18 protein-coding genes are annotated in these 19,940 nt (G+C 26.7%); 2 read left to right on the top strand and 16 right to left on the bottom strand.

The features are described 5' to 3' along the window. Window positions 1–28 precede the first annotated feature (28 nt). The 13 genes from ABLL_RS07660 to ABLL_RS07600 form a co-directional block, all read right to left on the bottom strand. A complete protein-coding gene (locus ABLL_RS07660; protein WP_014474219.1) occupies window positions 29–871 on the bottom strand; it encodes an EF-hand domain-containing protein in 843 nt (280 codons plus the stop codon). Between the two features lie 61 nt (window positions 872–932). Then, window positions 933–2,273 (bottom strand): flagellar filament capping protein FliD, encoded by a 1,341-nt coding sequence (gene fliD, locus ABLL_RS07655; RefSeq protein WP_014474218.1) that lies wholly within the window; start codon window positions 2,271–2,273, stop codon window positions 933–935. Between the two features lie 10 nt (window positions 2,274–2,283). Next, window positions 2,284–3,882: a flagellar hook-associated protein FlgK gene (locus tag ABLL_RS07650; protein WP_014474217.1), complete on the bottom strand. Its 1,599-nt coding sequence runs from the start codon at window positions 3,880–3,882 to the stop codon at window positions 2,284–2,286. A 9-nt stretch (window positions 3,883–3,891) separates the two neighbouring features. Further along, window positions 3,892–4,263, bottom strand: coding sequence for a hypothetical protein (locus tag ABLL_RS07645; protein WP_014474216.1), 372 nt, complete (start codon window positions 4,261–4,263; stop codon window positions 3,892–3,894). Between the two features lie 14 nt (window positions 4,264–4,277). Further along, window positions 4,278–5,411, bottom strand: a complete 1,134-nt coding sequence (locus ABLL_RS07640) for a flagellar hook-associated protein FlgL (RefSeq protein WP_014474215.1) — start codon at window positions 5,409–5,411, stop codon at window positions 4,278–4,280. A 13-nt stretch (window positions 5,412–5,424) separates the two neighbouring features. After that, entirely contained in the window at window positions 5,425–7,395 is a 1,971-nt protein-coding gene (locus ABLL_RS07635; RefSeq protein ID WP_014474214.1) for a flagellar hook-basal body complex protein, read from the bottom strand. A 110-nt stretch (window positions 7,396–7,505) separates the two neighbouring features. Beyond that, window positions 7,506–8,258, bottom strand: a complete 753-nt coding sequence (locus ABLL_RS14695) for a flagellar hook capping FlgD N-terminal domain-containing protein (RefSeq protein WP_014474213.1) — start codon at window positions 8,256–8,258, stop codon at window positions 7,506–7,508. An 84-nt stretch (window positions 8,259–8,342) separates the two neighbouring features. Further along, window positions 8,343–9,629: an ArsS family sensor histidine kinase gene (locus ABLL_RS07625; RefSeq protein ID WP_258239371.1), complete on the bottom strand. Its 1,287-nt coding sequence runs from the start codon at window positions 9,627–9,629 to the stop codon at window positions 8,343–8,345. Window positions 9,630–9,639: 10 nt separating this feature from the next. Then, window positions 9,640–10,326 carry a response regulator transcription factor gene (locus tag ABLL_RS07620; protein ID WP_014474211.1) on the bottom strand — a complete coding sequence of 229 codons (687 nt, stop codon included), beginning with the start codon at window positions 10,324–10,326 and terminating at the stop codon, window positions 9,640–9,642. Between the two features lie 67 nt (window positions 10,327–10,393). Further along, window positions 10,394–12,622, bottom strand: coding sequence for a DNA translocase FtsK 4TM domain-containing protein (locus ABLL_RS07615; protein ID WP_371325620.1), 2,229 nt, complete (start codon window positions 12,620–12,622; stop codon window positions 10,394–10,396). A 13-nt stretch (window positions 12,623–12,635) separates the two neighbouring features. Beyond that, window positions 12,636–13,583 (bottom strand): UDP-3-O-(3-hydroxymyristoyl)glucosamine N-acyltransferase, encoded by a 948-nt coding sequence (gene lpxD / locus ABLL_RS07610; protein ID WP_014474209.1) that lies wholly within the window; start codon window positions 13,581–13,583, stop codon window positions 12,636–12,638. 42 nt (window positions 13,584–13,625) lie between these two features. Continuing rightward, window positions 13,626–14,123: an acetolactate synthase small subunit gene (ilvN, locus tag ABLL_RS07605; RefSeq protein ID WP_014474208.1), complete on the bottom strand. Its 498-nt coding sequence runs from the start codon at window positions 14,121–14,123 to the stop codon at window positions 13,626–13,628. Then, window positions 14,123–15,820 carry an acetolactate synthase large subunit gene (locus ABLL_RS07600; RefSeq protein ID WP_014474207.1) on the bottom strand — a complete coding sequence of 566 codons (1,698 nt, stop codon included), beginning with the start codon at window positions 15,818–15,820 and terminating at the stop codon, window positions 14,123–14,125. The genes ilvN and ABLL_RS07600 overlap by 1 nt, the downstream gene beginning before the upstream one ends. Before the next feature lie 176 nt (window positions 15,821–15,996). Between ABLL_RS07600 and ABLL_RS07595 the strand changes: the two genes are divergently transcribed. After that, a complete protein-coding gene (locus ABLL_RS07595; protein WP_014474206.1) occupies window positions 15,997–16,791 on the top strand; it encodes a hypothetical protein in 795 nt (264 codons plus the stop codon). Here ABLL_RS07595 and ABLL_RS07590 read toward each other — a convergent pair. From ABLL_RS07590 to ABLL_RS07580, 3 genes are read right to left on the bottom strand one after another with little or no spacing between them, the layout of a single operon-like run. After that, window positions 16,788–17,708 carry an exopolyphosphatase gene (locus ABLL_RS07590; RefSeq protein WP_014474205.1) on the bottom strand — a complete coding sequence of 307 codons (921 nt, stop codon included), beginning with the start codon at window positions 17,706–17,708 and terminating at the stop codon, window positions 16,788–16,790. The two genes, ABLL_RS07595 and ABLL_RS07590, sit on opposite strands and share 4 nt — an antisense overlap. A gap of 8 nt (window positions 17,709–17,716) precedes the next feature. Beyond that, a complete protein-coding gene (locus ABLL_RS07585) occupies window positions 17,717–18,274 on the bottom strand; it encodes a phosphatidylcholine/phosphatidylserine synthase (protein WP_014474204.1) in 558 nt (185 codons plus the stop codon). Next, complete coding sequence (locus tag ABLL_RS07580; protein WP_014474203.1) at window positions 18,271–19,341, bottom strand: GGDEF domain-containing protein; 1,071 nt, start codon at window positions 19,339–19,341, stop codon at window positions 18,271–18,273. The genes ABLL_RS07585 and ABLL_RS07580 overlap by 4 nt, the downstream gene beginning before the upstream one ends. 127 nt (window positions 19,342–19,468) lie before the next feature. Here ABLL_RS07580 and ABLL_RS07575 point away from each other — a divergent pair, with 127 nt between their 5' ends. Next, window positions 19,469–19,933, top strand: a complete 465-nt coding sequence (locus ABLL_RS07575; protein ID WP_014474202.1) for a putative metalloprotease CJM1_0395 family protein — start codon at window positions 19,469–19,471, stop codon at window positions 19,931–19,933. Window positions 19,934–19,940 lie beyond the last annotated feature (7 nt).

Raw genomic sequence — 19,940 nt, 5'->3', positions numbered from 1 at the left:
GATTTTTTTTAATTACGCTTAGGAATTCCTAAGCGTAATTAAATGTAGAAGTTGAAGTTGATGAATTTTTTAAGTAACTGTTTAAGTCACTATTATTTGTTTCATTATTCATCATTTTCATAATATTTTTAAAATTATTTAAATCTAAGTTTTCTGAACTATCAGAACTATTTGATTTTATAGTATCAAGCAATAATTTGATAGTTTCTTTCATTGAAGAATTATCAACTGTTTCAGTTGAAATTCCTAATGCTGCATTTTTTTCTTCTTCAGAAACAATACCATCTTTATTTGTATCAAGTTCATCATATTCTTCTTCCTTACTAGAAGAACTTCCACCTCCTGCTCCACCTGATGGTGGTGGCATTGAAGATACAGATTGAGAAGATGAAGAATTAACTTGTTCATAAGCGCTTGACAATTCATCAGTTGAAATTGAACCATCACTATTTGTGTCTAAATCTGAAAACTCTTCTTCACTAAGTATTGAAACTTCACTTGCACTAAGTAATGAATCTCCATCACTATCATAACTTGACATTATCATAGAACTAAAATCATTTGCTTCTTGGCTTGTTGGAGCTTGTGGCATTTGAAGTCCTAGTTCTGAAATAAGACTTTCAAACTCTTCTTTTGAAGGCATTTGCCCATCAAAAGAAGATAATTTATTATCAATTGCACTTGCAATTTCATTTTGTGTAACTAATCCATCACCATCACTATCTAACGTTGAGAATTGTTCTTCACTTATTCCTAATTCATCAATACTTAAAGAAGAATCAGAATTTGTATCATTTTGAGTAACTATATCTTTTGATATATTACTAACAGGTGACATCATACCAATAGAACTATATGAAGAAATTGTCATAATATACTCCTTTTTTTAAAATATTATTCCTTTAGAGTAAATAATTGGTAACAAAATTATTTTATGAATCACTACTATCACCTTCAATTAAAAGTTTTAAAGATGAAAAAGCTGTCTCCATCTGAGTAATCAAAACAGTATATGCTGCAAATTGTTCAGACATTTGCTCATATTTTTCATCTAATTTATCAGAAGCTGTTTCATAATCTTCATTTAATGTATCTATTCGATTATTTAATTTATCTTCAAAAGTTGTTAAAAGTCCATCTAAACTATCAAGTGAATCTAAATAAGTTTTTAATCTTGTCCCTATCCCTTCTTTTTCAGCATATCCAACAAATAATTCTTTTAAATCATCATAATTATTTGTTACGGCATCAGCTAATTCTGTACTATCAACTTGCATATAACCACTACTATCAAAAGTTATTCCATATTTAAATAAACTCTCTTCATCTTCTAATCCATAACTTCCAAACATTATCTCTTTTATACTACTCATCATAGTTTTTAAAGTACTTGAGTCAGAAATTGTTGCAGGATTATCTTCATCTCCTAAGATATAAGAATTTACTAAATCAACTAAATCATTATATTTTGAAGCAATATCTTCTATTGTTGAAACAATCGTAGAATCATCTCTTTCCATTGTAATTGAAGAATCACCTGTTGATACAGCTTTTATAATTAATCCACTTTGCATAGTAACTTTATTTGATGAAGTATCATAATCAACTCCATCTATTGTAGCTTTCATATTTTGCGCTGTTAATACATGATTTGATTCATCTTCTAATCCTAAATCTAAACCACTTTGAGATATTTCAATTGCATTTGATTCACCACTTTCTGCACTTTTAATAATCATTCTATAACTACTATCACTAACTTGTTCTAAAGTTACATCTAATTTAGATTTATTACTCATTTCAGAGACTAAATCTTCGTATGTTTTTCCATCAGTTGAAAAATCATAAGTTTCATCTCCGATTGTGATACTAATTGTTCCACTATCCATAGTAGAAGTTATATCTGAAATAGTATTTGATTGATAAACATCTTTTTGAGCTAATTGACTAACACTAACACTTATTGTTCCAGGGTTTAAATTACTTGTATCAGCTGCATCAAAACTTGCCGAACTACCTGTTGTTGTTGCTGTTATTTCATCAAAAACATTTGTTCCACTTGTATATAAATCAAAATCATCAACTAAATCCAAAAATTCTAGAACCATAGTTTGAATTTCACCTAAAGCATCCAATTCAGCTTGAGTTTCATCAATTTCATTTGTTATTGGATCTAAAACAGCTGTACTTTCTGCAGTTTTTAATTTTGTAATTAAATCTGAACTTAAATCAACACTTCCCGAACTTCCAAGTCCTAAAATTCCATCTGCCATTTTTTATCCTTTACATTGCTAATAAGGTTTGTAACATTTCATCAACTGCTGTTATTATTTTTGCATTTGCTTCATATGCTGCTTGATATTTAAGAAGATTTACCATCTCCTCATCAGAATCTACTTTTGTTAAATTGTTATATGTACTTTCTAAAGAGTTTACGATTGCATTTTGAGAGTCAAGTTTAAAAGCATTATTTTCTACATTTGCAGAAACTGTAACTAATAAATTTTGATAAAACTCGCTAAATGAAGTATTTGAACTACTTCCAATAGTTAAATTTTCATCCCATTGTAATTGAGCTAAGTTTTCTAAATCATCATTTGTAAGTGAAGTTATATTATCTTTTTCAAAAGATAGTGTTTCTACACTTGTTCCTGAGAATAAAGCTACACTACTATTTTCACTTGTATAATCTACCAATGCTTTAGCAAAATCATCCAAACTATTTTTGTATGAATAAATATTTGAAGTTGAAGTTGTAAGTTCTTGAGTTATTGCTTTTAAAGAACCACTTGTTAATGATAATTCGTTGTTATAAACAGTTAAAGAGATATTATCTTCTGCATTTATAGAACTTTCACTTTTTGATATTTCTGTGCCACCTACTGAAATATCAATATTAAATTTACCATCTTCACCTTCAATATTAGATTTTATAATTAAATTATTACTTGTATCTAAATAAGCTGTGTAATCTGAAAAATCTGAATTTGAATTTATTGCACTAACAATTTGTTGTTTTAGTTCATTTTCACTTGCTCCACTAACGCTTGCACTTAAAGTCAAAGTTGTTGTGCCATTTAATGTTATTGATATTTCATCTCCATCATTAAAGTTACTATCATTTAAATCTGTTGAATTATAAATATCTTTTTGAGCAATATTATCTTCTTGAATAGTTACTTCATGCAAATTTGTATTATTAAAAATAACGTTAACACCTGCAATTTGTAAATTATAAGTTGAACTATCCCTATTTACTTTGATATCAACGTAATTTGATAACTCTTTTTCTAAAGCATCTCTTTTATCAAGTAAATCATCAGTTTCTCCATTATTTTGCATCTGTTTATTTAAATAAACAATTTGCTCTAAAATACTATTTACACTATCAACTTCATCTTCTAATTGACTATTTAGACTGTCAAGAGTATCATCTAAATCATTATTTAGTGACTGCAAACTACTTACCATTAATTCTGATTGAGTAGTTAATTCATTTTGATATATTAAGTTTGTGGAATCTCCTCTTAATGATTCTAAGGAATCAAAAAAACTACTTAAAGTAGTTGAAAAACCACTTGTTTCTGTCTCACTAAATATAATTTCTACACTACTTAAAATACTATCTTTTTCATCATAATAAGAAGACAAACTACTTTGTGAAACTAATTTATCATATAAATAAACATCTGTAGTTCTCGTTGCACCATCAAAAGATACTCCATTGCCTATATCATCTTCATATGTTCCTAATTCAGAAGTATTAACAACTCTTTTTAAATAACCTTCTGTATTTTCATTTGCAATATTATTAGATGTTACATCAACTGAATATTTTGAAGTTGAAAGACCACTTTTTGCAATATATAAAGAATTTATCATGGAAAACTCCTAATAAATTCTTTTTACATCAACAAAATCAATATAAGTTTGCATATCATCAAGAATATATCTATTATCAAGAGCACTGATCCCTAGAATTTCATGACACACTAAATATATTTTATTGTCTCTTGTTGTTTGGATAGAGTTTACATTATATTGTCTAAATGCATTTTCACCTTGTCTAACTCTTCCATCTTCAACTACTCTATCAATTACATTTACAATATTTGTCATTGTCAATAAATTCATAGACTTTTGTAGCTGAACAACCATTGTTTCTAAAGTATCAAAATTAGTATTTTGATGATTTTTCATAAAAAAACTATAACATTCAATTACTTGTGATTCTAAACTTTTTATATCTATATTATTTTGCATTGTCTAATCCTTTATTAACTCAAATACTTAACTAAAGATAAATTATTTACTTTATTTATAGTTGAATATAAAGCTGTATATGTATTTTCTAAAGCTTGTGACTCAACAGCAAGTGCTGTTAAATCTGCTGAAGCAAGTGTTTCTTGTAAAATTTTGAAATTTGTTACTTTAGACTGAACTATTGATTCATAATTTTCAATAGAAGCAGTTCTTGTACCTAGTTTTGAATGGGTTATATTTACAGTATCATAAGCATTTCCAAGTTTATCTAAAGAGCTAGATAAAATAGTATTTGCTTCATCTTCTGTTATTGTATTTCCATTTGAATCTTGTTGTTTTAAAGCATTTATAGCTTCATCTAAATCATCAAAAATAGAATGTTTTGATTCAAAAGATGTTGTTGTCGTATTTGAAAAAGTAAAAGTTCCATCTGCATTATCTGTTATTGATAAAGGAGTATTTGAACTATCGCCATTTAAATATAATCCATCATAATTACCATCATTATCAACATCTAATAATTTGTATTGATTACCATCATCATCTAAAATAATTTCATTCTCTTCAAAAGTTAAATCTTCGCCAGTTTGTGCAGTTTGATTTGTGTAATATAAAAGTTCAATACCATTAACACCTTGAGTATTATAGGTATTTGTTTCAACATTAACTGTTTTATTATCGTTTGTTGCAACATAAGAAATTTTTCCTGTTGTTTCATCTTTTACAAAGGGTTGGGTTGTAGTGCTTTTCCCTGAATAAATATATTGTCCACTAACACTACTATTTGCTAAAGAATAAATACTATTCTTTATAGATTCTAATTCATCAGCTATTGTTAATTTATTATTACTATTTGTTGTTGATGTTAATGCCTGTTGAACTAAAGATTTTGCTGAATCTAAAGAAGTTTTCATATTTGATATAGTTGTGTCACTTACCGTGTTATAAGATGATGACAATTGAATTCTTTCTAAAATAGAACTATATGAATTAACATTATTATTAATTGATAAAATTTGATTGTATTTTGTAGAATCATCACTTCCATATTGTAAAGCTTCTTTACTACTCATACCATAAGTTACTTTCTCATTTCTTTGATTTAACAAACTTAAGTTGTACATAATTGTATTTATTGAACTAACCATAATAAACTCCTAATTATCTTTTTAAATTTATTAATGTAGTTAGTATTTCATCAGCTGTTGTTATAGATTTTGCATTTGCTTCAAAAGCTCTTTGAAATACCATCAAATTAACTAAACTCTCACTTAAATCAGCTGTACTTAACTCTAATGCTTCACTTGTTATTGTTGTACCATTTCCATTATTTAAAGTATAAATAGGTGTACCACTCTCTTTTGTCGCTGATAATAAGTTATTTCCAACAGCTTCTAATCCAATATTATTTGTAAATTGTGCAATAGCTATTTGTCCAATTGCATACTCAACACCATCTTGTTTCATAGTGATAATTCCTTGATCATCAACAGAAAACTCTCCTAAAAAAGAGTCTGTTAAGCCTAAAGAATCAAGTTTTAATTGAAGTGATGATTTTAAAGAAGTTTGGTCAATAGTAGAGATGATTTGCATAAATTCAGCACCGGCTCCTGTATTTCCACTTAAATCAAGATTTTTTTCTTTTGTGTAAACTGTTCCAGCATCGTTAAATTCAATAACACCTGAAAATTCAATTCCAGCTTCTTTTGATTCAATTACTAATCTTCCATTGATATTTTTTGCTTCAACTTGTAGTTGTAAATCTGGATCAGAATTTATTTTTGTAATTAAATCTTCAATTGCTGAAGAGTAATCAGTAATAGTAGAATCAGTTGTTACTGTTACTCCATTTAGAGTAAAAGATATTGTATCTCCTGCATCAAAAGTTAAACTATTTGAGTTATCATCACTTAAAATGTCACTTGAATCATAAACATCTTGTTGAGTTCCAGCAACAGCATCTCTTAAAGCTTCCATTGCACTTTTAACAGCAGCTTCACCACTACCTGCAACTGCTTCTGTTAAAGTTGTTTTTGTTCCTACTTGTTCAGTTGAACCTGAAACTTCAGCCACATCGCCAACAGTAAATGAAACACCTGGAATTATTGAATCTATTTTTATTGTTCCTGTTAATACATCAACATTTGAGGTACTTGCATTATTTGAAGAATCAACTGTATATGCATTTAATCCAGTAATTTTTGAAATTTCATCAGCTAAAGCTTTATAAGTTGCAACTCTACTTGCAAGAGCATTATATTCTTCATCTGTTGTTGTACCAGCTGTTGTAATACCAGCAGCATCCATTTCTGCCTTAAAAGCAGTAGTTGCAGTCATACTTATATAATCTTGTGTAATTTTATTTCCATCTATATAAACATATATTTGGTCACTATCAGAATCCAATAAAGTATCAGAAGTATTTGGATAATCTATAACTGTACTTTGAGCAATAGATGTACTACTTGTAACATCTGGATTTTCAGCATAACTAGAAAGAGCTTCTGTATAGTTAGTGATTAATGCTTCAATATCAGAAATTTTGGCTGATTGTGTTTTTATACCAGAACCTGATAATTCAGTTGAATCACTTTTTGCACTTGTTGTATAATCAGACATTTTTGCAGCATAAGTTTCTATTTTATTAGAAAATTGAATAATTTGATTTCCTGCAATTTGGGTAAAAATATCTGTAAATGATGTAAGATTAGAATTTGTCGAAGTTACATCAGATGAGGGATCTATTGCACTTAATGCCCAACCTTGAACTTCATTTCCATAAGCATCTTGTAAAGTACCATTATCTCCCATTCGGAAATTTCCAGCTCTTGTATAATAAGTTTCTGATGTTCCCGTTGAACTAGCACTTGATACAACAAAAAAACCATCTCCATCTAACAACATATCATAAGAAGAACCTGTTAAGTTTACACTTCCTTGAGTATATTGCTTTTCAGCACTTGTAACAGATGAACCTTTCCCGATACTATCTTGATACATTAAATCAGCAAAAGAGACCCTTGAAGCTTTATATCCAACAGTATTTACGTTTGCAATATTATTTGACTCATTATCTAAAGCCGTTTGTTGAGAAGAGAGTCCTGCAATTCCAGTCCATAATGCACTAATCATTTTGAATCCTTTATAATAGTGATTTCACTTAATTAATCTTATGGATTTAGAGTAAATTTAGGGTATCTGAAAAATAAATACTTTTAATATTTACTAACTGTTAGTAACAGTTAGTAAATTTTTGTAATATTATCATAAGCAATTGTTTTTGTCTCATTAGAGTACGAAGTTGCGCTATCTTTAGAATAATCTAAAGATAAATCATTTTGTGATATAGATGAAGAACCGTTACTAATTGATACTATTAGTTGATAATTTCCATCTGTATTTTGTACAACAGAAGAAGTAACTCCAGAAGTTTGTGATATTTCAGTAGCTAATTCATTATATGTTTTATTATAAGTTGAATATGTATAACTATTCCCATCACTATTTGTTAAAGTAATTGAACTATCTTCATTTGATGAATCTACAATGTCAGAACCACTTGATACTTCATCAAAATAATAAAGGTCATAATAACCAGTTAATTCATAAGCTGTTAAACTTATTTCTCCATCATTCATAGAAACAGATGAAACTTTATATTGTTTTGTATTTCCTTCATCATCTGTATCACCATTTTCAACAATGTTTCCAATTAATGAAGCAGAACTAGATAATGCTGATTGTTCAAATGTTGATTGTAAAGATTCCATAGCCTCTACAGTTGCTGTACTTGCCTCTAAATTTGATAATTGAAGTTGAGTATCAAGCATTGTTGAAGAATCAACTGCACTTGTTGGATCTTGAAGTTTTAATTGCGTTAACATCAAAGTAATAAAATCAGAACTTTCTAATTTATCATTACTAACAGCTGATGTAACAGTATTACCATAAGCATCTGTCGTTGAACTCGTTGTAACTGAACTTGTAGTTGACATGATATACTCCTTAATAGTATAGAATAAAAAATTCTAACTATTTGGAGTAAATATAGGGTATTGAAGAGTAAATAAAAGGTAACTTTAGATTATTTTGATATGAAAATGATGATAACCATCTTTATAATCATATTCTAAATAATAATTATGAATTTTTACAATATTATTTGAAATATAAAGACCTAGACCTAATCCAGTTGTTGCAGTTTCATAATCATGATTAAAAGGTTTATAATATTCTTCTATATTTTTTGTTAATTTTTCACCTTTATTGATTATTTCTATATAATCTTTTTCTATAATTATTCTAGGATTTTCATCATAACCATATTTTATAGCATTATCAATCAAATTTTTTAACTCTATTGAGAATAGTTCAAAATCTGCATTTATTTCTAAATTAGCATTATCTTCTATTTCGATAGTATGTTCTTCAACTAATAAAATATCTAAAGCCTGATTTATTAATTCAATAATATGATATTTATTTTTATTTAAAGTTATTTTTCCTGAAGTTAACTCTTCTATTTTTGCAAATTCACTTAATAAATATTCTAATCTTTGGAAAACTCTTATTAAAATAAATTTTCTTTCGCTATCTTCATAGATATCTGTTATTAATTTCCCTTTTGTAATAGGAGTTTTTAATTCATGCATAATATTTCTCAAAAAAAGATTTCTTGAATTTCTTAATTCTTTCAATTGTTTTAATGCAATACTAAACTCTTTTGCAACCTGTGAAATTTCATCTTTTCCTTCTATATTAGTTGAAATTTTTAATTCACCTTTGGATAAATTTTTCATATCTTCTTTTAAACTAATTAGTGGTTTTAATTTTTCTCTTGTAAACATATAAAACCAAATTAATAAAGCATCTATTATTAATAAAATCATCAACCAAAAATATTTAAAACTTGTTTCATTTAATTCATCAATTATCAATATTCCAGGAGGCTGTGGTCGTAATTTAAAGAAAATTGGTTCTTCAAATCTTTCATATAATGGTTTTGGTGGAGGTGGCATTTTTTTGAAATCAGGAAATTTTGGATTAAAATGAACAAATTTAACATTATTTAAAATATAAACATCTATTGGAGCTTCATCATCAATTTTAACTCTTTTAGCATTTGAATTTACAAGTTCTTCAAAAGTAATATTTGATAATTTCATATTAAATATTGAAATTTTTTCATTTATTTCTTGAATAGATGCATTATCTCTATTTAAATTCTCAATCATTTTTATTGTAGATATATATCTTTTGATTTCAAATAAAGTATAAGTTTTATTATCTACAAAAAATTGAATAATTATTAAGAGGTTAATTATTAAAAAAATAGAAAAGAAAAAAAGTTTAATTTGGAAAAAAATTGAACTTTTTCTATTGATTAACCAATTTATAACCTACTCCTCTAATTAATAAAATATACTTAGGTTTTTTAGTATTTTCTTCAATTTTTGTTCTAACACGACCTATTAATACATCTATACTTTTATAAGAACTTTCATATTTAATTGATTCTACATTAGAAAGTAATTCTTCTCTTGAAACAACAAAGCCATTTTTTTGAATCATATATTGAAGGATAAAATACTCAGCATTTGTTAAATCTAATAATATTCCATCTTTGTATATTTCCATTTTTGATTCATTATAAGTAAAAATCTGTTTTTTATTTAATAAAGAATCTTTTTCTATTATTTGATGATTACATCTTTTTAGTATAGATTTTATTCTTAAAATTAATTCTTGAGTATCATAAGGTTTTGGCATAAAATCATCTGCACCATAAGAAAAGCAAGCTATTTTATCACCCAAATAAGACCTTGCAGAAGATATAATAATAGGAGTATCATATCTTTGTCTTATTATTCTACAAACTTCAATACCGTCTATATTTGGTAATGATAAATCTAATATTATTAAATCATATTTTTTAAGTGCAAGTGCAGAAATTCCAAGCTCTGGAGTTTCATAATTAGTAATTTCTATATTATACTGTTTTAAATATTCTGTTAAAATACTTGCTAATTCAACATCATCTTCTATCATTAAAATATTAATCAATTTTATTACTCCTTATTTACAAAAATAATTATAATATATCAATGTAAACAAAGAGTAACATTTTTATTTAGATTAAAATTTCTCTATTTCCTTTAGCATTTACTTCTGATAAGATACCCGTTTGTTCTAATTGCTCAACAATTGTTGCAGCTCTATTGTATCCTATTCTAAGTCTTCTTTGTATATATGAGATTGATGTTTTTTTCTCTGTTAAAACTATCTCTTTTGCATCTTCATAAAGTTCATCAAGATCACTTAAATCAGAATTATTAGAACCATTTGAATTTGAAGAAACAGAAGTTGCTCTATCTTTTATAAAATTCATATCATAAACAACTTCTCGTTGTTCTTTTAAAAATTCTACAACTTTTTCTATTTCAGCCTCAGTTGACCAAGGAGCGTGAATTCTTACAAGTCCAGACATTCCAGGAGGAGTAAATAACATATCTCCTCTTCCTAAAAGTGATTCAGCACCCTGTGAGTCCAAGATAATCTTAGAATCAATTTTTTGCCCTACTTTATAAGACAATCTACTTGGTAAATTTGCTTTAATAAGCCCTGTTACAACATCAACAGATGGTCTTTGAGTTGCAACTATTAAGTGAATCCCACTTGCTCTTGCCATTTGAGCAAGCCTTGCAATTGAATATTCTACATCTTTTCCACTTGTCATCATTAAATCAGCTAACTCATCAATTACAACTACAATATAAGGCATTGTTTCATGACCTTCATTTTTAGCTTTTTCATTGTAATTTTCAATATTCTTAGTTTTAGTTTTTGACATAAGTGTATAACGTCTTTCCATTTCACTAACCATATTTGCTAAAGCATTGATTGCATCACTTGCTTTTGTAATAACGGGAGTTAAAAGATGTGGAATATCGTTATACATTGAAAACTCCAACATTTTTGGATCAATCATAACTAAACGCAAATTATCTGGCGAATTTTTATAAAGCAATGATAAAATCATTGAATTAATTCCCACAGATTTTCCTGAACCTGTTGTTCCAGCGATTAAAAGATGTGGCAATTTTTTTAAATCTGTTACAAATGGTTTTCCAACTATATCTTTTCCTAAAATCATAGTAAGTGGAGAAATAGAGTTTTGAAAAATATCACTTTCTAACATCTCTCTTAAATAAATTGTTTGAGTGTCTTCATTTGGAACTTCAATACCAACTACATCTTTTCCAGGAATTGGAGCTTGAATTCTAATTGTTTGTGCTTTTAAAGCCATTGCTAAATCATCTTGAAGATTTAATATTTTTGAAACTTTTACATTTGGAGCTGGTTTAAACTCAAATGTTGTAACAACTGGTCCTGTATAAGTTCTTACAACATCACCTTCTATTTTAAACATTGCAAGTTTATCTAATAAATCTCCGATTTTTTGGTCAATAAAAGCTTCTGATACTTTAGATTTATTATCTTTTGGTGAACTTTGAAAAAATGATGCTGGTGGTAATTCAAAATTTTTTGGTTTTTCTGTTTTTCCTACTTCAATTTCTGCAAGAAGTTTTTTATTTTCTTCTAATTCGTCAACAATAATTCCATGAGATTCAACTACTTGAACATCTTTTTCAAAATCATCACTATCAAATAAAGAAGTTTCATAAACTTCTTTATCTTTTATTTCTTCAATATTTTCATAAATTTCAGGAGTTATTGTTGTAATATTATTTTCTACTACTTTTACTTCTTTTACTTCAGGAAGAGATTTATTTAATTTTTTATCTATACTATTTAAAATCTCTTTAGTATTTTCTTCTACTCTTTTTTCTCTATGTTTATTTTCTATTCTTTTTACATCTAAACTATTTTTTAATTTTATTTTATTTCTTAACTTTTTTAAATCATCCATATCAAATTCAGAAGTCTCAAATAAAACTAAAGAAGAGATAGTAAATCCTACAATTACAAAAAAATATAAACCTGCTCGCCCAATAACAGGACTTAGAGAATCAACTAAAATATTTCCAATTTCTCCTCTTGTATAAGGATTTTCTAAAATTAATGCTTGAAATATTAAACTTACAAAAAATAGTAAAAAAACTACTAAAATATTTAATATTAAATCTTTTTGGTCAATATTTTTTCTAAAATTAATTATATATAAAGGAATAATCAATAGTAATAAATATATATATGATAAATATCCAAAATATTTATGGGAAAAATCAGAAAATACAAATCCAACATTCCCAACAATATCTTTACTACTTTCAAAAGTAGTAAATTGAAAATAAACAATAATAAATAGAAGGATTAGTGATATAATTTTCTTAGCGATGATAAAACCTTTGTTATTTTAATAAATTTGAAATTTTACCTTGTAATTTAAGCCATTGTTTATGCTCGAATAAAGGAAATCCTGCCCATTGTTTTTTAGGTTCATGTATTGTTTTCGTAACTCCACCACGTGCAGCAATTGTTGTAAATGGTGCAATTTCTAAGTGCCCTGCTGTTGCACTTTGTCCGCCCATCACAACATAAGGATGTAATGTTGTAGATCCAGATAATCCAACTTGTGCAACTAAAATAGACCCTCGACTAATTTTACAATTATGCCCAATATGTACTAAATTGTCTATTCTTACACCATCTTCAATAATTGTTGAGTTAAAAACTGCTCTATCTATTGTAGAATTTGCTCCAATTTCAATATCATTTCCGATTGTTACATTACCATTTTGATAAATTTTTATATATTTTCCATCTTTTGTATTTGCAAATCCAAAACCATCACTACCTATTACAGTTCCAGCATGAATTATACAATCATTTCCAATACTACAATCTCTATATACTGTAACATTTGGATAAATAATAGTGTTATTTCCAATAGTTACATTATCACCAATAAAAGCTCCTGCCATTATAGTACAATCACTTCCAATAACTGAATTTTTACCAATATATACATTTGGCATAACTTTTGTTCCACCACCAATTAATGGTTTTTCACCATCCATTTCTATCACATTTGGAGCAAAAAGTTTGCTTATTTTTGCTAACATTAAATATGGTTCATCACAAATTAAAGCAATACTTGAAGATGGAACTTCCTTTGAATTTTCTTCTGTTACTAAAACAGCTGCTGCTTTTGTATTTTTCAAATCCGATAAATATTTTTTATTTTCTAAAAAAGTAAGTTGATTTTCATTTGAATCTAATAAAGTATTTAAACCTGTAATTTCTTTTTTCTCTTGGCAATCTATACCAATAAAATCTGCAATCTCTTGAAGAGTCATTTTTTATCCTTAATATAAGAACAAGATAAGAGCAAAATACTCTTATCTTTCCATTGCAACTATTCCACTTCTTACAACTTCAAGTGGATTAAATTTTTGCATAACTTTGATGAAATTCATAATTCTTGCACTTGAATCAGTAGCACTTACAATAATAGCTTCATCCGTAACATTTTGAATTGTTCCATGATAAGCACGAGCAATTACATCTATATCTGATAAGTTATTATCAATTGAGAATTTCATTAAAACTGTATCTTTTTCAACTACATTTTTATGTTCATTTACTTTTAATACAGGAATTAATTTATTTAATTGTTTAACAATTTGATCAATCACTCTTTTATCACCTGTTGTTACAATTGTCATTCTTGAATAAGGACTTTCTGCAATTGGAGCAACAGTTAAAGAGTCTATATTATAACCTCTAGCTGAAAATAATCCAACAATTCTTGATAAAACATTATGTTCATTTAATACAACAACAGAAATAACTTGTCTTGTTGTTTCACTATCATAATAATGATTAAAATTGTTCATTATTTTCCTCCTTCTATTAATGTCATTTCATTTAATGCATGACCATTTGGAACCATTGGTAATACCTCTTCATTTCTAGCAACAACAACTTCAATCATTGCTGGTTTTTTCTTTTCTACTGCATCTTTTAAAGCAGCATCAAACTCCTCTTTTGTAGTAACTCTATAACCCAATCCCCCAAAAGCTTCAACTAACATTTTAAAGTTTGGTTGAGCTGATAAATCAGTTTGAGATAATCTATTATCATAAAACATTGTTTGCCACTGTCTAACCATACCTAAGTAGTTATTATTTAAAACAATATTTATTACTGGTAATTCATATTCAACACAAGTCATAAGCTCTTGAATATTCATTAAAATTGATCCATCACCAGTAAAATTAACAGAAACTTTGTCTGTTCCTTTTATAGCTCTAGCTACTCCTAAAGCTGCTGGTAATCCAAATCCCATTGTCCCTAAACCACCACTTGTAACCCATTGTCTAGGATATGAAAATGGATAAAATTGTGCTGTCCACATTTGATGTTGACCAACATCAGTAGAAATAATTGCTTTTGAACCTAAAATTTTTCCTACTCTTTCAATTGGCCATTGAGGTTTAATAACTTCATTTGAATCAATATATCTTAAAGGTTCTTTTTCTCTATAATCTTTTAGTAATTCAACCCAATTTGTATAATCATTAAATTCATAATCGCTTATTGCTTCTATCATAGCTTTAACAGTAATTTTTAAGTCTCCAACAATTGGATAATCAGGAACTACTAATTTTGCAATAGATGTGGGATCAATATCTACATGAATAACTTTTGCTTTAGAAGCAAATTCATCAAGTCTTCCAGTTACCCTATCATCAAATCTTGCACCTAAAGAGATTAATAAATCTGTTTCATATGCAGCCATATTAGCTGCAAATTCTCCATGCATCCCTAACATTCCAAAGAATAATGGATTTTCATCACCCATTGCTCCTCTTGCCATTAATGTCTCAACAGCAGGAATATTTAATTTTCTAGCTAATTCTCTAATTTCAAATGCACAATTTGATAATATAGCTCCACCACCAACATATAAAAGTGGTTTTTTAGCATTTGAAATAGCTTCCATAGCTTTTTTCAATTGTCTTTTATTGTAGTTAATAGTTGGTTTATATGTTGGTAAATTTATCTCTTCTGGATAAATAAATTCAGCAACTTGAGCAGTAATATCTTTTGGAATATCCACATGTACAGGTCCTGGTCTTCCAGTACTTGCTATATGAAACGCCTCTTTTATAATTCTTGGTAAATCTTCAATTCTATTAACTAAATAATTGTGTTTAGTACAAGGTCTTGAAATTCCTACAGCATCAATTTCTTGGAATCCATCAGTTCCAATAATTGTAGTTGGAACTTGTCCTGAAATTACAACTAAAGGAATAGAATCCATATATGCATCAGCTAATCCTGTAACTGCATTTGTAAATCCTGGACCACTTGTTACTATTGAAACTCCAACTTTACCTGTAGCTCTTGCATAACCTTCTGCTGCAATAATTGAAGCTTGTTCATGTCTATTTAGAATGTGTTGAAAATAGTTTTGTTTATATATTTCATCATAGACGTTCATAATAGCGCCTCCAGGGTATCCAAATACTACTTCAACCCCTTCTTGATGTAATGATTCTACAACCATTTTTGCGCCAGTCATCTTCATAATAATTCTCCGTTTTTCTAAAAATAAGGTTTTATTTTACAAAAACTATGATTAAATTACCTTTTGATAGAAAGATTAATTTAAAAAAATTGTTTTTTTCTTGAAAATGAATAATGTTTTAATAAAAACTCAATATTTTTTGATATAATAAAAGTAACTATTTTTAAGGAGTAAATATGGATGTAAACGCTATAAATAATAATACGCTTTCTAATTTAAACACTTCTTCACTGCAATTAGAAAAAACTTCTTCAAAATATAAAATTAGTGATTCTGAAAAAGAAGCTTTAAATTTAAATATCAATAATTATAATAAACAAAGAGATGAATTATCTTTAAATGTTCAGTCTTTAAATGATGGAATAGCAATTTCAAAAATTGCACAAAATGGAATTGAAAAACAGCAAGAATTTTTGAAAAACGTTCAAAATAAACTTGAAAATACAAATAATTTAGAAAATAAAAATGATATAAAACAAAGTATAAATGAAGATTTAAGAAATTTTAATCAAACAGCTTATGAAACAAAATACAAAAATGAATCATTATTGGCTAATGATTTTTATGATGATAAAACAACAATTGATATAAATACAAGTTCAGAAAATTTTACAATGTCAAAACCAAATACAACAAATTTTGCTAATGATATTTTTGAAACTATAAATAATAGTGATTTAAATAATAATGAAAATTTGAACAATGCTTTAAATAAAGTATCATCTTCTTCAAGTCAATTAGATAGTATTTCTAATCAATTTTCTCAGTTTAGTAAACAACTCGAAGAAAAAGCATTAGAAAATATAAAAGAACAAAATAATCTATATAATGAAAATAAAATGAACAAAAATAAAGATTTTGGAAGAGAATCAACTGATTTCTCAAAATCTAATGTAAATGCAAATGCAGGTTATTTAGCTGCTTCTCAAGCAAATATAGTTCAAGAGCAAAGTGTAAGATTACTTTCTTAATTTTTACACTTTGTTAAACAGTAGTTTATAGCTACACCTTCTCTTAATCCATCGTCTAAAACTATCGATTCTTTTTTATTTAAAACTTCAAAAATCGCTTTATAAATAAAAATTCCAACTTCAATAAATTCAACTCTACCACGACCAACAAGTCTTGCAATTTCTTCTTTTGAAGAGTTTTTAAAAATATCTAAACTATTTGCTAAATCTTCTAAATTAACAATTGCTCCATTTACAATATTTCTATCATAAGAGAAAAAATCTTGTCCTAATTTAATAGCTGCTATTGTTGTAGGAGTTCCAGCGGTTGCAACAAAACTATAATTTGATAAATCCAAATTTAGTAAATCTAAAAATTGTTTTATTTCTATTTTTTTATTTTCTAAATCATTATGTAAGTCATGATTTTTTAAAAATTTTTGAGTCATTGTAACAATACCAAAATCAAAACTTTTTGCACTATATTTATCTTTAGTATTTACAATAATTTCAGTAGAACCACCACCAATATCAAGAAGTATAAAATTATCTGAATTAATATTTTCTCTTTTTAAAGCATACTTAACGGCAAGTAAAGTAAGTCTTGCTTCTTCATCGCCATTTATTATTTCAAAATTTATTCCCGTTTCATTTTTGAAAAATTCTAAAACTTCTTTACTATTCTTTGCTTTTCTCATAGCTGCTGTTGTAACACAAACTGCATTTTCAGGTTTATAATTTAGAACTTCACTCGAATGTTTAATTGCACTTACTACTCTTAGCATTGCTTCTTTTGAAATAATCCCAGTATCTACTAGCCCATCAGCCATTCCAACAACTTCATTATATTCTAAAACGATTTTATGATTTAAACAATCATATTTTAAAACTCTAAAAGAGTTTGAACCTAAATCAACACTAACAATTTCATTATTCATAGGTTTTCTTATAAATGAGGAATTTTAACTTTTGAATTTAGTAAATAACCTATAATTATCATCATAAAAAGAACAAAAGTTTCAGATATAAATCCTGTTAAAAAAATCAAATAAACAATCCACAATAAAATAGCACCTAAAGGAGTTGGAACACCTGTAAAATATTTTTCTACTTTACCTTCATCTGCATTGATATTAAATTGAATTAATCTTCTTAATCCTGAAATTACATAATAAACGAATGCAAAAATAATTAAAGGAACACTTAAAAAAGGTTCTTTTGTATCAATTATTGCAAAATAGATAAACATTGATGGAACAATTACAAATGATAAAAAATCTGCAAATGAATCTAACTGAATACCAAATTGAGTAGAAAGATTATATTTTCTCGCAATTTTTCCATCAAATATATCAAATCCTCCTGCAAGCCATGCAAATAATGCTGCTGCAAAAAATTGATGGTGTGTTAGAAAATAAATTGCAAATAGTCCTGATGCAATATTAAAAAAAGTCACTATATTTGCTAAATTAAAGTGATTGTATTTATTAAACAAAAAACTCATTCTTTCCCTTTGTTATATATATGATATTGATTTCTTCCATTTTCTTTTGACTTATATAAGCATTCATCTGCAAATTTATAAAGTTTGTTTGCTGAAATATATGAATTTGGCTCATATATTATAGCTCCCATCGAAATAGAAACAACATCGAGTATTTTACTATTTTTATGCTCAATTTGTAATTCGATAATTCGTTTATTCATATCTTTTAGGCAATTTTCTAAAATATTTAAATCAATATCAAATAAAATTACTCCAAATTCTTCACCACCTAATCTAAATACAAATTCATATTTTTTATTAAAATATTCTTTTAAATTATTTGCAACTTTTTTTAAAGTCACATCTCCCGAGTCGTGACCATATGTATCATTATATTGTTTAAAATAATCTATATCAATCATTATAAAAGCACATTGCCAATTATTTGCATTTGCAATAAATGGCATATTATCAAAAATCGTATCAAAATATTTTCTATTATAAAGTTTTGTCATTGAATCTGTAATAGAATCTATTTTATATCTTTTATTTAAAATAGTTAATTGTCTGTCTTTTTTTATAACCTGTAAAATAATATAAGCGATAACAACAAATGACAAAATTAGAATTAAAACTATATTATAAAATAGATAATTTTTCATTTGCTCATAATCATCTAAAAAAGCTTTTCTTTGTTTAAAGGCTTGTTGTGTTTCATATTTTATTAGAAAATCAATTCTTTTTAAAATATTGACAAATAAATTGTATTTATTTTCTTTAAATGAATTTAATATTTCATCATTAATTGTATCAACAACTATTCTTTCATCATTATTTTTATATGATTTAAAATAATAGTCCCATTCTTGTAATATAATTTCTTCTTCTTTTTTAAAATCACAATTATATTTTACTTTTCTACAATTTGCTATTTCTTGATAATTATCTGAAATAATTTGAAGTTTTATAATAGGAATTAGATTTCCAAAATAGATATTGTCAATTTGCTTTTTTAATTCATCTATTTGGCTATAAAATAGTAAAGCAGAAACTATTAATGTAGCAAGAACTGTACATACGAGCATTAACAGTTTTAATGTTGTAGACTTTAAAAACTTGTATATCATTTAGTTATTTTATCCAAATAAAAGTAAATCTTTTATTTACATTTTCATTCTTTTTTGTTAAAATGAAAGAAAAAATGGATTACTTTTGGAAATAACTGATAATTATCTAAATATATCATCAATTTATCAAGAATTATCTCTTAAAAAAAGTCAATTATCAAATATTGACAAAAAAGAGAATGAAAAATCAACTTTTGAAAAGAACGATTTAGTAACTCTTGGTGAAAAAAATTATGATGAAAATGATTATCAACGAGTTTTAAATAAATTTAAAAATAAAGATAATGAAGTAAGAACTCATGAACAAACTCATGCATCAGGTGCGACTACAACAAGTGCAATAAATTATAATTATCAAGTTGGACCAGATGGAAAATTATATGCGATGGGTGGAAGTGTTAGATTTGATACATCTATACCAGAAAATTCACAAAGTGCTAAAGTAAAACTTGAACAATTAAAAAAAGCATCTAGTTCTGTTAGTTCTTTAAGTGGTGCAGATGCAAGTATTGCACAAACTGCAAATTTAAATCGCCAATTCAAGAGATAAATGCATA

Source organism: Arcobacter sp. L (assembly GCF_000284235.1).
Taxonomy (GTDB): Bacteria; Campylobacterota; Campylobacteria; order Campylobacterales; family Arcobacteraceae; genus Aliarcobacter; species Aliarcobacter defluvii.
The sequence above is the reverse complement of the archived record's forward strand: the minus strand, read 5'-3'. Positions and strand labels throughout refer to the sequence as shown.

What these genes read in the sequence shown, in the direction of transcription:
- ABLL_RS07600 (WP_014474207.1), bottom strand. Translation starts at nt 15,820, where the DNA reads ATGAAGATGACTGGCGCAAAAATGGTTGTAGAATCATTACATCAAGAA.
- ilvN (WP_014474208.1), bottom strand. Translation starts at nt 14,123, where the DNA reads ATGAACAATTTTAATCATTATTATGATAGTGAAACAACAAGACAAGTT.
- ABLL_RS07590 (WP_014474205.1), bottom strand. Translation starts at nt 17,708, where the DNA reads ATGAATAATGAAATTGTTAGTGTTGATTTAGGTTCAAACTCTTTTAGA.
- ABLL_RS07645 (WP_014474216.1), bottom strand. Translation starts at nt 4,263, where the DNA reads ATGCAAAATAATATAGATATAAAAAGTTTAGAATCACAAGTAATTGAA.
- lpxD (WP_014474209.1), bottom strand. Translation starts at nt 13,583, where the DNA reads ATGACTCTTCAAGAGATTGCAGATTTTATTGGTATAGATTGCCAAGAG.
- fliD (WP_014474218.1), bottom strand. Translation starts at nt 2,273, where the DNA reads ATGGCAGATGGAATTTTAGGACTTGGAAGTTCGGGAAGTGTTGATTTA.
- ABLL_RS07585 (WP_014474204.1), bottom strand. Translation starts at nt 18,274, where the DNA reads ATGAGTTTTTTGTTTAATAAATACAATCACTTTAATTTAGCAAATATA.
- ABLL_RS07640 (WP_014474215.1), bottom strand. Translation starts at nt 5,411, where the DNA reads ATGGTTAGTTCAATAAATACAATTATGTACAACTTAAGTTTGTTAAAT.
- ABLL_RS07635 (WP_014474214.1), bottom strand. Translation starts at nt 7,395, where the DNA reads ATGATTAGTGCATTATGGACTGGAATTGCAGGACTCTCTTCTCAACAA.
- ABLL_RS07660 (WP_014474219.1), bottom strand. Translation starts at nt 871, where the DNA reads ATGACAATTTCTTCATATAGTTCTATTGGTATGATGTCACCTGTTAGT.
- ABLL_RS07580 (WP_014474203.1), bottom strand. Translation starts at nt 19,341, where the DNA reads ATGCTCGTATGTACAGTTCTTGCTACATTAATAGTTTCTGCTTTACTA.
- ABLL_RS14695 (WP_014474213.1), bottom strand. Translation starts at nt 8,258, where the DNA reads ATGTCAACTACAAGTTCAGTTACAACGAGTTCAACGACAGATGCTTAT.
- ABLL_RS07650 (WP_014474217.1), bottom strand. Translation starts at nt 3,882, where the DNA reads ATGATAAATTCTTTATATATTGCAAAAAGTGGTCTTTCAACTTCAAAA.
- ABLL_RS07595 (WP_014474206.1), top strand. Translation starts at nt 15,997, where the DNA reads ATGGATGTAAACGCTATAAATAATAATACGCTTTCTAATTTAAACACT.